13 protein-coding genes are annotated in these 13,636 nt (G+C 73.3%); 3 read left to right on the top strand and 10 right to left on the bottom strand.

Annotated elements, in window-relative coordinates:
• Positions 1-70 precede the first annotated feature (70 nt).
• Positions 71-1,288 carry a serine hydrolase domain-containing protein gene (locus ACWEN6_RS09875; protein ID WP_452569834.1) on the bottom strand — a complete coding sequence of 406 codons (1,218 nt, stop codon included), beginning with the start codon at positions 1,286-1,288 and terminating at the stop codon, positions 71-73.
• A 215-nt stretch (positions 1,289-1,503) separates the two neighbouring features.
• Here ACWEN6_RS09875 and ACWEN6_RS09870 point away from each other — a divergent pair, with 215 nt between their 5' ends.
• Positions 1,504-2,157, top strand: a complete 654-nt coding sequence (locus ACWEN6_RS09870; protein WP_452569833.1) for a ThuA domain-containing protein — start codon at positions 1,504-1,506, stop codon at positions 2,155-2,157.
• Positions 2,158-2,181: 24 nt separating this feature from the next.
• Here ACWEN6_RS09870 and ACWEN6_RS09865 read toward each other — a convergent pair whose 3' ends face one another.
• From ACWEN6_RS09865 to ACWEN6_RS09850, 4 genes are all read right to left on the bottom strand, one after another.
• Complete coding sequence (locus ACWEN6_RS09865; protein ID WP_452569832.1) at positions 2,182-2,862, bottom strand: MerR family transcriptional regulator; 681 nt, start codon at positions 2,860-2,862, stop codon at positions 2,182-2,184.
• A gap of 31 nt (positions 2,863-2,893) precedes the next feature.
• The gene (locus ACWEN6_RS09860; protein WP_452569831.1) at positions 2,894-3,715 is read right to left on the bottom strand and encodes an SAM-dependent methyltransferase; all 822 of its coding nucleotides are present in this window, start codon (positions 3,713-3,715) and stop codon (positions 2,894-2,896) included.
• A gap of 155 nt (positions 3,716-3,870) precedes the next feature.
• Complete coding sequence (locus ACWEN6_RS09855) at positions 3,871-4,554, bottom strand: DNA alkylation repair protein (RefSeq protein WP_452569830.1); 684 nt, start codon at positions 4,552-4,554, stop codon at positions 3,871-3,873.
• Positions 4,551-5,282, bottom strand: a complete 732-nt coding sequence (locus ACWEN6_RS09850) for a TetR/AcrR family transcriptional regulator (RefSeq protein WP_452569829.1) — start codon at positions 5,280-5,282, stop codon at positions 4,551-4,553. Before ACWEN6_RS09850 ends, ACWEN6_RS09855 begins: the two co-directional genes overlap by 4 nt.
• A gap of 287 nt (positions 5,283-5,569) precedes the next feature.
• Between ACWEN6_RS09850 and ACWEN6_RS09845 the strand changes: the two genes are divergently transcribed.
• Complete coding sequence (locus ACWEN6_RS09845) at positions 5,570-6,484, top strand: SDR family oxidoreductase (RefSeq protein ID WP_452569828.1); 915 nt, start codon at positions 5,570-5,572, stop codon at positions 6,482-6,484.
• Positions 6,485-6,702: 218 nt separating this feature from the next.
• Here the strand turns inward: ACWEN6_RS09845 and ACWEN6_RS09840 are convergent, their stop codons facing one another.
• Positions 6,703-7,062 carry a hypothetical protein gene (locus tag ACWEN6_RS09840; RefSeq protein ID WP_354835313.1) on the bottom strand — a complete coding sequence of 120 codons (360 nt, stop codon included), beginning with the start codon at positions 7,060-7,062 and terminating at the stop codon, positions 6,703-6,705.
• A gap of 126 nt (positions 7,063-7,188) precedes the next feature.
• Entirely contained in the window at positions 7,189-8,544 is a 1,356-nt protein-coding gene (locus ACWEN6_RS09835; RefSeq protein WP_452569827.1) for a xylan 1,4-beta-xylosidase, read from the bottom strand.
• Positions 8,545-8,876: 332 nt separating this feature from the next.
• On the opposite strand from ACWEN6_RS09835, the gene ACWEN6_RS09830 reads away from it, so the two are divergent.
• Complete coding sequence (locus tag ACWEN6_RS09830; RefSeq protein ID WP_452569826.1) at positions 8,877-9,587, top strand: hypothetical protein; 711 nt, start codon at positions 8,877-8,879, stop codon at positions 9,585-9,587.
• 31 nt (positions 9,588-9,618) lie between these two features.
• On the opposite strand, the gene ACWEN6_RS09825 is transcribed toward ACWEN6_RS09830, so the two are convergent.
• From ACWEN6_RS09825 to ACWEN6_RS09815, 3 genes are read right to left on the bottom strand one after another with little or no spacing between them, the layout of a single operon-like run.
• A complete protein-coding gene (locus ACWEN6_RS09825) occupies positions 9,619-10,104 on the bottom strand; it encodes a (2Fe-2S)-binding protein (protein ID WP_452569825.1) in 486 nt (161 codons plus the stop codon).
• Positions 10,101-11,111 (bottom strand): FAD binding domain-containing protein, encoded by a 1,011-nt coding sequence (locus ACWEN6_RS09820; RefSeq protein ID WP_452569824.1) that lies wholly within the window; start codon positions 11,109-11,111, stop codon positions 10,101-10,103. Before ACWEN6_RS09820 ends, ACWEN6_RS09825 begins: the two co-directional genes overlap by 4 nt.
• Complete coding sequence (locus tag ACWEN6_RS09815; RefSeq protein WP_452569823.1) at positions 11,108-13,558, bottom strand: xanthine dehydrogenase family protein molybdopterin-binding subunit; 2,451 nt, start codon at positions 13,556-13,558, stop codon at positions 11,108-11,110. Before ACWEN6_RS09815 ends, ACWEN6_RS09820 begins: the two co-directional genes overlap by 4 nt.
• Between the last annotated feature and the right edge of the window lie 78 nt (positions 13,559-13,636).

Here is a 13,636-nt window from a genome sequence, read left to right as displayed (position 1 = left end):
AAGCCCTCCGAGGGGCAGGGCGCAGGACTCAGGGCTCAGGGCTCAGGGCTCGCGGCTCAGGGCTCGGGGGTCAGGGAAGGGAGTCGTACACGGCCTCGAGCAGGCGGTAGCCGCGCATGCTCCCCGCCACCGCGTTCGCCATCCGGTTCATCGTGTACGCCACGGCCAGCCCGTATCGGTGGTCCCCCAGGCCGACGAAGCCGCCGAGGCCCGGGTGGCCGAACGCCGTCGCGGCGCCCTTGCCCGGGGTGAAGAACATCGTCGCGGGGCGCATGAAGCCCAGGCCGAACGCGCTGTCCAGGAACATCACCCGGTCAGGGCCGCTGACCCTCGGCCGCAGTGCGTCCTGGAGGGTGTCCGGCCGGACGATCTCGCCCGCGAGCAGGTCGCGGTAGAACCCGGCGAGGCCGCGCGCCGTGGTGATCAGTCCCATGGCCGGCCACCCGGCCCGCATGATCGCCGGGTTGTTGGCCCCGCCCTTCACCTTGCCGGGGCTGGGGTTGCCCATCGCCCGGTTCATCACGCTGCCCTTGTCCAGCGCGGCCCGCGCCATCTCCCACATGGGGTCACCGGGCCCCCGTCCCGGCAGCTCGGCCGCGGCGCGCACCGCCTCGGTCCCGTCGGACCCCGTCGCGCCGCCGGGGGTCCTGCGCTCGCCGGCCGAGAGGCGGGCGGCGCGGGTGATCACGTCGGGGGGAGCGCCCAGCCACAGGTCCAGCCCGCGCGGGCCGGCGATCTCCGCGGCGACGAACTCTCCCACGCTCTTGCCGGTGACCCGGCGGACCACCTCGCCGACCAGGAACCCGTAGGTGAGGGCGTGGTAGCCGTGGGCGGTGCCCGGCTCCCACATCGGCCGCTGCGCGGCGAGCCGCGCGGCGATCGCCGGCTGGTCCCCGAACTCCTCCGCCGGGACGTCCTCCTCGATCACCGGGAGCCCGGACTGGTGGGTGAGCAGGTGCTCGACCGTCACCCGTTCCTTGCCGCCGGCCGCGAACTCCGGCCACACCTCCGCGACCGGTGCGCTCAGGTCCACCTCGCCCCGCTCGGCGAGCATCAGCGCCACGGCGGCGGTGACGGCCTTGGTGCACGAGTAGGTGAGGGCAGGGGTGTCCCGCTCCCAGGGACGCCCGGTGTGCCGGTCGGCCACGCCGTCCCACAGGTCCACCACCGGCTCGCCGTCGAGGTGGACGGCGAACGCGGCGCCGAGCTCCTCGCCCTTCGCGAAGTGGTTCTCGAAGACCTCCCGGACACGGGCGAACCGTGGATCGCAGTGGCCCTGGGCACCCATCACAGACCTCCGATGGCGGTGGCTCGCTCGGTCGCCGCGCCCGGCGACGTCTCACCCAGAACGACGCTCGGTCGGCATCCCCCCAACTTACTGGCGCCCGATCCCCGCCGTACCCGCCGTCCCCGCGCCGTCCGCTCTCCTGCCCGTCCCCCTGACCCGTGCGATCCCGATCGGGCCGGTGGCGTGGTGGCGGCGTCCGTGATGGGGTTGGGTCCGTGGCGACGAACGTGATCCTCTCCGGCGGGCCGGCGCACGACTTCCCGGCGACGTCCGCGGCGCTGGCGGAGGTCCTGGCCGAGGCCGGGGTGCGGTCGCTGGTCACCGACGACATCGCCGGGACGCTCGCGGCGGGCCCCCGCCCCGACCTGGTCACCGTGAACGCGCTGCGCCGCCTGGAGGACGACGGCTGGTCGCGGAGCCTCGGGGTCGCTCCGTTCCGGCTGCCCCGCGCCGCCCGCGCGGCGGTGCTCGCCCATCTCGACCGGGGCGGGGGAGTCCTCGCCGTACACGCGGCCTCGATCTGCTTCGACGACTGGCCCGCCTGGCGCGGGCTGGTCGGGGCGGCCTGGGTCTGGGGCGCCTCCCATCACCCGCCCCTCGGCCCCGCGGAGGTGAAGGTCCACGGCGGCCACCCGATCGTCGAGGGGCTTGCGGACTTCGAGCTGGTCGACGAGATCTACAGCGACCTTGAGGTGTCGCCCGGCGTCCGGCCGCTGGCCTCGTCGCTCGGGCAGCCGCTGGTGTGGGCCCGTGAGGTGCGCGGGGGGCGGCTGGTGTACGACGCGCTCGGCCATGACGTGCGGTCATACGAGAGCCCGTCCCACCGCGCCCTCCTCCTGCGCGCCGCCCGCTGGCTGCTCGGCGACTGAGGCCGCACGGGGGCCCTGTCCGTCCTATCCCGCTCGTTTCGGCCTGGAGGTGCGCCGGACGGGCGGCGCGGGCCGGACTTCGAGGAGGCGGGCGGACTCCGACTCGTGGGCCAGCCTCCTGAGCACGTCGAAGACCTTGCCGTACAGCACGGTGCCGATCACCAGGGATTCGACGGCCGTCTCGCGGGGACCGTCCATGGGGACCTTGCCGATCTCGCGCTCGGCGACCAGGCGCATGATCACATCGGCGTAGTGGCGCAGGTCGTCCTCGCCGGCGGGCCTGCCGAACTGGGCGAGCCGCACGAGCACCTGCGCCAGCTCGTCCCGGGTGGGCGCGTCGGGGGTGATCCGCCAGCCGAGGTCGTCGATCAGCCGGTCGACCCGCTCGCGGGCGGCGCGCTGCTCCTGGTCGCCGGGGTCGGACGCGGCCGGGGAGGCCAGGGCGTAGTGCGCCGTGCCGAGCATCCGGTGGATCGGGGTGCTCTCGTCCTCCACCGCCGCCACGATCTTGGCGATCGAGGCGACCGGCAGCCGGCCGACCTCCAGCAGGGCGCGGATCAGCCGCAGCCTGCGCAGATGAGCCTGTCCGTATTCGGCCCTGGTCGCGCCGGTCTGCTCGCCCTGCGGGAGCAGGCCCTCGCGCAGGTAGTACTTGATCGTGGGGATCGGCACCCCCGAGGCGGCGCTGAGCTGGGAGATCCGCATGCGGGCATCGTACCCATGCTGGATAGTCCGACTATCTGAGGGTGCGGTGGCGGGGGACCAGCCCCACGCCGCCGAGACCGCCGGCCGCGGACTCGTCCTCCAGCAGGTCGTGCTCGGGACGCCATGACCCCACGTGCACCAGACCGGGCTCCACCAGGTCCAGCCCGGAGAAGTACCGCTCGATCGTCTCGCGGTCGCGGATCTTCAGCGGCCGCGAGGTCCGCGCGTAGACCGCCTCGGCCCTGGCGATGTTCGGGCCGGCCTGGTGGCCCCGGAACCCGTGCGAGAGCACCAGCGCGCCGCCGGGCGGCAGCGTGCTCCGCAGGTGCGCCACGATGCTCGCGGCCTCCTCGTCGTCCTCGACGAAGTGCATGATCGCGCAGAGGATCACGGCGAAGGGCCGGTCGAAGTCGATGGCGGCCAGGACGGCGGGGTGCTCGGTGATCGCCTTCGGGTCGCGCAGGTCGCCCTCGACGACGGTGGTCTGCGGGTTGTCGGCGAGCAGCGCGCGGGCGTGGACCAGCACGATGGGGTCGTTGTCGACGTATACGACGCGCGAGCGCGGGGCCCGGGCCTGGGCCACCTGGTGGACGTTCTCGCGGGTGGGCAGGCCGGCGCCGATGTCGATGAACTGGTCGATGCCGAGGCCGGCGAGGTGGCGCACGGCCCTGCCGAGGAAGGCGCGGTTCTCGCGGGCGACGTGCCGGGCGTTCGGCAGCAGCTTGATGATCTGCTCGGCCGCCGCACGGTCGGCGGCGAAGTTGTCCTTGCCGCCGAGGTAGTAGTCGTACATCCGCGCCACGCTGGGTGTCGTGGGATCGATCCCGGCCGGAGCCTTCTCGTGCTCGCTCACCCACGCCCCCTCGCCTCGCCCGTTCCGGTGACAGGTCACCATGAACATCGCCCTCGGCTCGAATATAGACGAAGCCGCCGACGATATTGATCATGTAACCATTTTTCGCCTGAATTGCGGACGTGTCGTCACAAGATCGTGAGTGACCTGCGAGGTCAGGTGGCCGGGAGGTTTTTCAGCGCCTCGCGGCGGCTGAGGCCGGTGAGACCCTTGTGGCGGACATAGCGGACGACCTCCTCTGGATCGGTCTTGGCGTACTCGCGCAGGGCCCAGCCGATCGCCTTCCGGGCGAAGAAGTCGGTGTCGGCCAGACTCGGCTCGATGCAGGCGTACAGCAGCCCGGCGTCGGTGCGGTCCTTGAAGCCGTTCTGGCACAGGATGGCCGTGCGGCGCCGCCACAGGTCGCCGTCCCGGGCCCATTCGAGCATGAGCGGGCGCATCGTGTCGGGGAAGGCCCGCAGAAGCGCGCCCACCCGGTGGATCGCCAGGTCGTCGACGTAGTCCCACCAGGCTCCGGTGACGATCATCTCCTCGTACATCGGCACGGTGTAGAGCGTCTGGAAGGGCTTGTAGTAGCGGAAGGCGCACAGCTCGATGGCGGCGTACCGCTCTTCGCGGTACTCGGCGTCGCGCCACATGGCCAGCACGGTCTTGCGCCACTCGGGCGCGGCGTCGATGCGGTGCTCGGCCAGCACCCTGCGCAGCGCCGCCCGCCGTGGCGCCGCCTGGACGCCGAGGAAGGGCATGACCGACTTCATGTACGCCTGCATGGCGGGAGCCTTGGCCGGGTCGGCGACGTCGGTCAGCGCCGTGCGCACGGCCTTGTGCAGAGGCGTCATGCTTTCTGGCTCGTGCGCTCGCCCGTGGCCAGACCGTCGAACAGGACGGTGATGTAGTGCTCGGCGAGGTGGGTGGTGTTGAGCCGTCCGCCCGGGCGGAACCAGCGCACGGCCACCCAGATGCTGTCGCGGATCATCCGGTAGGTGATCTTGGGATCGACGTCGGACCGCAGCTGGCCCGCCGACTGGCCGCGCTTGATCTGCCCGATCCACATGCGCTCGACCTCGTCCTCGGCCCTGATGAGGTAGTCGAAGCGGTCGCCGGGCAGCGAGCGCAGGTAGTTCCAGTCGTTCTGCATCACGGTGATGGCGGCCCGGTGCGGCTCGAGGGTGCCGAAGCCGATGCGCACCATCTCCGACAGCATGGTGCGGGGGTCGCCGTCCCCGGCGAGGATCTCGCGGTAGCGCCCGATAAGGTCCTTCAGGAACGTCGACAGGACCTCGTCGACGATCGACTCCTTGGAGTCGAAGTGGTGGTAGAGGCTGCCGGAGAGGATGCCCGCCTCGTCGGCGATCTGCCGCACGGTGGTCGCCTGGAATCCCTTGCGGGCGAAGAGCTCGGCGGCGAGCTTGACGAGGTGCTCGCGGCGCTCGGAGGCGGAGCCGGAGGTGGCCGCGCGCCGGGGGGAGCCCTGGCGCCTGGGCGCCGTGGCGTCGCCGCGCGGAGCGATTTCGCTGGTCGCACCCGTCGCCGCCGGCGCGCCGCCGGAGTTCTTGCGCGTGTTCACGTCCTCCATTATGGGCCTCCATGCAATCGCTTGTTCACCTGACGACCGGCACGAGTCACCTGCTCACCTTACGTTCCCGGACTGACCAAGCGCTTGCTATACATCCGGTCGGACGATCTTCACCACCGTCGCGGAACCGGCCTCGCCGCACGGCCGGAGGCGCCTTCCACCTGGGGTGGCCCGCCCCGACGATCAGTGGCGCCCCACTGTGACGATCGCCTCAAATACACATAAATCCGAAGAGATGGGGAAAAGAGCGGTGGTCTAACAGAAAAGGGAACGGTGAAGTGAGCGGTCTCTGCGAGGGACGGGTCGTCGTGGTGACAGGTGCCGGCCGGGGCATCGGTCGCGCCCATGCCATGGAGTTCGCGCGCCAGGGCGCCAAGGTCGTGGTCAACGACCTCGGCACCGGCCCGCAGGGGGCGGGGCGCTCGGGAGACCCGGCGCGTGCCGTCGTGGAGGAGATCACCGGTCTCGGCGGCGAGGCCGTCGCCAACTACGACGACATCGCCGACTGGGACGGTGCGGGCAGGCTGGTCAAGACGGCCGTCAGCGCCTTCGGCGGGCTCGACGTGCTGGTCAACAACGCGGGCTTCCTGCGCGACCGGATGATCGTGTCCATGACCGAGCAGGAGTGGGACGACGTCGTCCGGGTCCACCTCAAGGGCCACTTCCTGCCGCTGCGGCACGCGGCCGCGTACTGGAGGGAGCAGGCCAAGGCCGGTCGGCCCGTGGACGCTCGCGTCATCAACACCTCATCGGGGGCCGGTCTGCTCGGCAGCGTCGGCCAGGCCAACTACGCCGCCGCCAAGGCCGGCATCGTGGCCCTCACCCACACCGCCGCCGCCGAGCTCGCGCGCTACGGCGTCACGGTCAACGCCGTCGCGCCGTCCGCGCGCACCCGCATGACCGAGCAGGTCTTCTCCGCGATGATGGCGCCGCCGGAGGTCGGGTTCGACATCATGGACCCCGCCAACGTGGCTCCCCTGGTGGTGTGGCTGGGCTCGGCGGAGGCGTCGGGGGTCACCGGGCGGGTGTTCGAGATCGAGGGCGGCATGATCTCCATCGCCACCGGCTGGCACCACGGGCCCGGCGTCGACAAGGGCGAGCGGTGGAACGTGGGGGAGATCGGCGACGCCGTCGCCAAGCTGCTGGCCGACGCCCCCATCCCCGACCCGGTGTACGGCATCTCCCCCCGCTGACGACCGGAGCCCGGCTCCGCCGGCGTGCGGGCGTTCGGACATCGGCCGTGAGCCGCGGCATCCGGGCATGCCAGCAGGGCGCCGCAGACGTCCGGGGGCTCCGGCCCCGCGCCGCAGACGTCCGGGGGCTCCGGCCGGGCGCCGCAGACGTCCGGGAGCTCCGGCCGGGCGCCGCCGCCGTGACGGCGCCCGATGACGGCGCCCGATGACGGGCCCCGTCACAAGAAGGCGTAGCACTCCACCTCGGCCCGGCGGTAGGTGAGGCCCTTGCTCACGGAGTCCTGCACGCACCGCTGTTCGCGCGGGCCGAGCTTGAGCGTGCCGCACACGGTGACGCCGGAGTAGGTGCGGCAGTCGAGGCCGGTGGCCCGCTCGCCGACGCGGTACTTGCGCCGGACCTCCGCACGGCAGTCGCTCTGGGCCTGCGCCGTGTTGGCGTACCGGCATTGACGGGTCAGAATCCGATATTGGTCCGCACTTACCGACTGCCTGCCATCCTGGTCAGGCGGCCCCCCGGCCGCGACGGTGCCGAACATCGTCGTCGTGGCGAGCACGACGGCCGTGGTGATTCGTCTCATGACTCCCCCCCGTCATGAGTTACTTACCCGCAGTGCCCCCTTCCGAAGAACCCTCCCGCCGATCGGCCTGCGCGAACCCGGGCCGGGGCGTTCCCGCCGGGCGAAGCGGGGAAGGTCCCGGGCGGGCTAGCGATCGCTCCACTTGATCTCGTAGGGCCGCAGGTCGACCCGCTCGCCGTCCACGGTCGCGCTCAGCCGCCGGTCGGTGGTGTTGACCATCACCAGCCGCCGCGGCTGCGCCAGCACACGCACCCGGGGGTCGGAGGAGGTCACCCGCTCCAGATCGGCCCCGGCGGGGAAGGAGGTGGCGAAGTCGCCGATCAGCTTGCCGGTCGGCTCCAGGGCGCCCGTGCCCGGGTCCCACATGCAGCCCCGGCAGGCCCCCGACTTGGCCTGCGGGTTCCAGTACAGCGCGGTGGCGGCCCCGCTCTCGGCGAACTCCATCATCGACACGGCCTGCACGGCGAGCCGCATCGGCTCGGCCCACGTGGTGCCGTCCTCGGGGACGAAGTACCACTCCGACCACCAGACGGGCAGGTCGCCGGTCCTGTCGCGCAGCCAGGCGGTCACCGCGCCGAACTTGTCCAGCGCCCCGAACGCGTCGGGCAGCAGTTCGTGGGCGTCGGTCAGCGAAGCCCCGTCGACCACGACGAAGTCGGCGCCCTTCTTGTGCTCGAACCAGTAGTCGAAGGCGTCCAGCACGTTCTGGTTGACGACGCCCCACGAGCCCCGCAGCGCGGACTTCCCTGTCCTGTTGCTGTCGAAGCCGATGTACGGGCCGCCGATCCGGGCGTCGGGACGCACCGCCTTCACCGCGTCGTAGACCTTGTTGTAGAGCTCGGTGTAGCCCTTGATGTCGGCCGGCTTGGAGTGGTCCGGCCAGAAGCCCTTGAGCTCGTTCCACACCATGAAGTACTTGACGTCGGTGTACCTCTTGGCGACGGCCGCCGACAGCTTGGCGAAGTCGTCGAAGTGCTCGGGGTAGGGGGCGTCCTCCAGGTGCTCGGCCCAGGCCGACTCCTCGGTCGGGCCCTCGGGGCCGCCCTTCATCCAGTCGGGGGCGCAGCACAGCGTGATGATCGGCGCGCCGCCGGAGCGCAGCATGAAGTCGGTCCGGCTGTCGAGGTCCTCCCAGAAGAACTCCTCCGGCCGCGGCTCGGGGTTGAGCGCCCCGAAGCCCATGATGTGCTGGTTCTGCGCCATCGGCGTCCGCGCGAGCGTGCCGCTCACGTCCTGCTCGAACCGCTCGGTGACGTTGTTGGCACTCACCCCTGTGTGGGTGAACCCCCAGCGGGGCCAGGCGGGGTCCACCGGCGGCGGCTTGCGGATCGACGCCCCGCCCGCCTCGGACGACGGGGCCGCGGTCCCCGGCGACCCGACGGCGGACCGGCGCTCCACAGGGGCCGCCCGGCCGGCGTCCGCGCCGGAGGAGCACCCCGCCATGACCAGCGCCGCCACGACCCCCGCGGCCGCGACGATCACCCGGCCTGATCGCCGCCCTGTCGATCCTCCGCCACCCGCTGACACCTGATCACCCGATCCTCACCGTTCCGTCTCCTCCAGAGCGTTCCACGACCACCCCAAAAGCGACGAATCACACCTCCCGATTCACAGACAAGCGTTATGGCCCACCCGCCGGGACACGCCCCCGCCCGCCGGCCGGGTGCTCCTCGCGTCAACCGCCGCCTTGACGGGCGGAGGTCATCCCTGGGGTGGGGGTGAATACGGTCCGTGGGCTGATGCCGTAAGGGTGGAGATGGGGAAGGCTGGGCGGCGTGGTGGTGGACGGCGGGCTTCGGCGGTGGAGGGGTGCGGTGCGTCGGCGGCGGAGATGGGCTCTGGGCGGGGTGGTCGCGCTGGTCGTCGCAGGTGTTCTGGGGGTGGCGGTGGCGTTCCCCTCGGTGGCGGCGGTCGCCTGCCCGGGCTGCTACGGGCTGGAGGACCTCGGGGACGGCGTGTACGCCGAGCCGGCGACGCCCGCGGTTCGCGGGGAGCGACTGCTCGGAGTCGTCCGGGAGGCCGAGCGGAGGGTCGCGAACTTCTACGGGGGCCGCAAGAGCAGTCCCCGCGTGCTGGCGTGCGTGACCGACGGGTGCTACCGCCGCATCGGCGGGGGAGGGGAGCGCGGGGTCGCGGTGCTGAACCGGGCGGTCATGCTCTCTCCTCGCGGCCTGGACGTGGTCATCGCCTCCCACGAGCTGTCGCACGTCGAGCTGCGCGCCCGGCTGGACGGAGGCGACGTGCCGCAGTGGTTCAACGAGGGGCTCGCCGTCCTGGTCTCCGGGGACGCCCGCTACCTGGCGCCGGCCGGGTCGCCCGACCGTTGCCTGGTGGCCTCGGACAAGGCCCTCCCCGCGGAGCTGGGGCGCTGGCGGGAGGCGGCCGGCGGTGACGGGCACCTGTACGCCGAGGCGGCGTGCCGCGTGAGCCGGTGGGTCACCGCGAACGGCGGCTCCCGCGCCGTCCTGTCCCTGATCGACCGCCTCAACGCGGGCGAGCAGTTCGACACCGTCTTCCGGCCCTGACGGTCACGTCGTCCACCGGCCTTGACGGGGGTCAGGCCGGTGGTGTGGCGGGCGGCCGGCCGGCCGCCCGCAGGACGGCGCGGTGGATAGGGGTGTAGCCGGTGCACCGGCAGAGGTTGGAGCCGAGCAGGGCCGCCAGCCGCTCCGGATCGTCGGCGAGGGCCGGGTCGGACTCCAGCGCCCCGGCGGCCAGCATCAGCCACCCGGGCGTGCAGAAACCGCACTGAAGGGCGTGTTCGGCGGAGAACGCCTCCTGGAGCGGGTGCGGACGGCCGTCCGGAGACGCGAGCCCTTCGACGGTGCGGATCGGCCGCCGGTCGCACTGCACGGCCAGCAGCAGGCACGACCGGACGGCCTCGCCGTCCAGCAGCACCGTGCACGCCCCGCAGACACCCAGCTCACAGCCCAGGTGTGTCCCGGTCAGGTGGCAGTCATCCCGCAGGACGTCGGCGAGGACGCGCCGGGGTTCGACGTCCAGCGGGTAGTCCCGCCCGTTCACCACCAGCGTGATCCTCATCGCGGGTCACCTCCGGGCAGGTCGTCGGCGGCGTGCGCCCATCCGTCCGCCGACGCCTCGTACAGGGCGCGGGCCACCAGGACGGCGATGGCGTGCCGGCGGTACTCGACATCGGCGTACGGCTCGGGGACGGGGTCGGCGTCGTCCTGGGCCGCGATGCGGGCCGCCCGGGCGAACGGACCGTACGCGGGCGGCCGCGGGTCCGCGACGGCTTCGGTCCGCGTGGATGGCGGCTGGTCCGGGAGGGCCTCGGTCCGCGTGGGCCGCGGCCGGCCGTGGCCGGGCGGGAGGGCCTCGGCGCCGATCAGGGAGCGTTCGGCGGCGTACGCGCGCAGCGGCCGGTCCGCGCAGTTGGCCAGGGCGATCCTCGCCTCGGCGATCACGCCGTCGCGCACGGTGAGCGCCACCGCCACCGCGACCTGGGCGAAGCAGAACTGCGTGCGCCGATGCTCGGCGAAGGCGACCCCCGTGCCGCCGGGGAGCAGCGGGAGCCGCACGGAGGTGATCAGCTCGTCCGGGGCGCGGGCGGTCGCGTGCGGCCCGCGGAAGTAGTCCCGGGCCGCGACCACCCGCGCCCCGGACGGGCCGCGCAGCTCGATGCCGGCGTCCAGCGCGAGGGCGACGGCGCACCACTCGGAGGCCGGATGCGCCCAGGCCAGGCTGCCGGCCATGGTGCCGCGGGCGCGGATGGGCGGGTGGGCGACGTTGACGACGGCGCGCGAGAGCAGGCGTCCGAGCGGGCCGGGCGCGACCAGCGGGGACTCGAAGTCGCGGTGCCGGGCCAGAGCCCCGGCCAGCAGCGCGCCGCGCTCCACCCGCACGTCGGCGAGCTCGTCGATGCCGTTGATGTCGACCACCACGTCAGGGCTGGTCCGGCGCAGGCGCATGTCCAGGATCAGGCTCTGACCGCCCGCCAGCACCTCGGCGCGCCTGCCGGGGACGGCGAGCGCGTTCACGGCCTCGGCGACCGTGCCGGGCGCCAGGTAGTCGAAGGAGGGGGGTTTCATCGCCCCCGCCCCGTCCGGTCCGCGCCGTGCCTCGACCGGTCCGCGCCGCCGCTCGTGCCGTGTGTGCCGTGGCCCGATCCCTGTGCGGCGTAGTCGGCCCCGCCGGGTTCCCGGGCCGCCGCCGGGCGCCGGGCGTTCTCCGAGGCGCGCGCGGCGCGCCAGACGACGTCGGGCGTGAGCGGCATCTGGAGCAGGCCGGGGTCGGCGAGGCGCAGGGCGTCGGCGACGGCGTTGACGATCGCGGGCGGCGTCCCGATGCACCCTGACTCGCCCGCCCCCTTGGCGCCGAGCGGCGTGACCGGGGTCGGGGTGGTGGTGGCCGCGATGTCGACGGGAGGCACCTCGGCGAAGGTCGGCAGCAGGTAGTCCAGCAGCCCGTTCGGCAGGACGGGCACGCCGGCGTCGTCGAAGGGCACCCCCTCGTACAGGGCCTGTCCGATGCCCTGCACGGCCGATCCGAGCGCCTGCCCGTGGACCGCGACCGGGTTGATCGCCACCCCGCAGTCGTCCACCGCGACGAGCCGCAGCACGCGCACGGTGCCCAGGTCCACGTCGACCTCGACCACCGCCGCGTGGGTGCCGAACGGGAAGGCCATGGCCCCTTCGAACCGGTCGTCCACGCGGAGCGGCCCGGTCTCCTTCACCAGCTCGCCCAGATCGGCGACGGCCGGCGGATCGCTCTCGGCCCGCAGGGTGCCCCGGGACCAGCTCACCTTGTGCACCGGCAGCTCCCACAGGGCCGCCGCCCGCTGCCTGGCCTGGTCGATGAGGGTCCTGGCGGCCCGCTGGAGCGCCGCGCCGGCGATCTGGGCCGACCGGCTGGCGAACGAGCCGACGCCCTCGGGCACCTCGCCGGTGTCCCCCTCGATGAGCCGGACGCGCGCCGGGTCGAGGCCTAGGGTGTCGGCGACCAGGGAGCTGAACGTGGTCTCGTGGCTCTGCCCGCCGGCGGCGCTGCCGCATCGGGCGACCACCGTGCCGTCCGGGCACGCCTCGACGCCGCCGAACTCGTGCAGGCCGCCGGGTTCGCCGCCGGAGCGCTCGACGTAGCAGGCGAGCCCGATGCCCAGCGGGAGGGCGGCCGGGTCGGCCCTGCGCCGGTCACGCTCCCGCAGCCACCGCTCGTAGCCGAGGGTCTCCAGCGCGAGGTCCAGGGCGGCGGCGTAGTTCCCGCTGTCGTAGCGCCGGCCGGTCGGGGTGTCGTACGGGAAGCGCTCGGGCGGGATGAAGTTGCGCCGCCGCAGCTCGGCGGGGTCCAGGCCGAGGCGGCGGGCCAGCTCGTCCATGGTCCGCTCCAGCGCGGAGGCCGCCTCCGGGCGCCCGGCGCCGCGGTAGGGGTAGGTCATCATCGTGTTGGTGAGCACCGAGCGGACGGTGGCGTGCACCCGGGGCGTCAGGTAGGGGCCCGTCGCCATCCGTGCCGTCTGCGTCGGCAGCGCCGCGCCGAGGTGCGGGTAGGCCCCGACGTCGGCGTCGATCGCCAGCTCGTAGGCCAGCAGGCGCCCGTCGGCGCCGGCGGCCAGCCGCACCCGCTGGTCCTGCCCGCGGCCCCGGGTGGCGGCCAGCAGCGACTCCATGCGGTCCTCGATCCACCGGACGGGCCGGCCGAGCGCCACGGCGAGCGTGGCGGTCACGACGTACTCGGGGAAGATGGCGCTCTTGGAGCCGAACGCGCCGCCGCTGTCGGGGACGATGACGCGGATGCGGCCGGGGGGCCACCCGAGGACCTCCGCCAGCTCCCGGCGCAGCCGGTGCGGCATCTGGTGCGAGCACCACACGGTCAGCGCGTCCCCTCGGGGCACGGCGAGGAAGGCCCTGCACTCCATCGGCGAGGGCAGCAGCACCTGCTGGCGGTAGCGGGCCTCGACGACCACGGCCGCGCTCCGCCACACCTCCTCGTCGATGGGATGGCCGGCCTCGAACTCGAAGGCGACGTTGCTCATGCCCTCGAACAGGGTGACCGTCCCGTCCAGGGCGGCGGCCGTGGTGACGGCGGCCGGGAGCGGGTCGATCACGACGCCGACCGCCGCGGCGCCGTCCTCGGCCTGGTAGCGGTCCTCGGCGACGACCACGGCGATCGCCTCGCCGGGGTAGCGAACCCGGTCGGTGGCCAGCGTCGGCCATTCGCGTCCGGCGACGGCCTCACGGGTGGACAGGCTGGCCAGCAGCACGGGCGGGATGGGCGGCAGGTCCGGCAGGTCGGCGGCGGTCTGCGCGCACGCGGGCAGGCCGGTGAGGTGGACCGCCGACCAGGCGCCGACGACGCCCGGCACCGACGCGGCCGGGGAACAGTCCACCGAGCGCAGCCTGCCGTGCGCGACGGGGCTCCTGACGAAGACCGCCGACAGGCAGCCGGGCACGTCGATGTCGGCGACGAAGCGGCCCTGTCCGGTGAGCAGCCGCTCGTCCTCCCGCCTGGTGTACGCGAACGACACACGAGCCTCCACGAACATCCTCGTCGGCCGTTGACAAAGCCCGGCTCACCGCACACCTCCTCGGTCGCAAATAGTCGGCATGTCCGTACG

It is taken from the genome of Sphaerisporangium sp. NPDC004334, from assembly GCF_053602655.1.
This window is presented reverse-complemented; position numbering and strand designations above follow the sequence as displayed.

What these genes read in the sequence shown, in the direction of transcription:
- ACWEN6_RS09875 (WP_452569834.1), bottom strand. Translation starts at nt 1,288, where the DNA reads ATGGGTGCCCAGGGCCACTGCGATCCACGGTTCGCCCGTGTCCGGGAG.
- ACWEN6_RS09865 (WP_452569832.1), bottom strand. Translation starts at nt 2,862, where the DNA reads ATGCGGATCTCCCAGCTCAGCGCCGCCTCGGGGGTGCCGATCCCCACG.
- ACWEN6_RS09855 (WP_452569830.1), bottom strand. Translation starts at nt 4,554, where the DNA reads ATGACGCCTCTGCACAAGGCCGTGCGCACGGCGCTGACCGACGTCGCC.
- ACWEN6_RS09840 (WP_354835313.1), bottom strand. Translation starts at nt 7,062, where the DNA reads ATGAGACGAATCACCACGGCCGTCGTGCTCGCCACGACGACGATGTTC.
- ACWEN6_RS09825 (WP_452569825.1), bottom strand. Translation starts at nt 10,104, where the DNA reads ATGAGGATCACGCTGGTGGTGAACGGGCGGGACTACCCGCTGGACGTC.
- ACWEN6_RS09820 (WP_452569824.1), bottom strand. Translation starts at nt 11,111, where the DNA reads ATGAAACCCCCCTCCTTCGACTACCTGGCGCCCGGCACGGTCGCCGAG.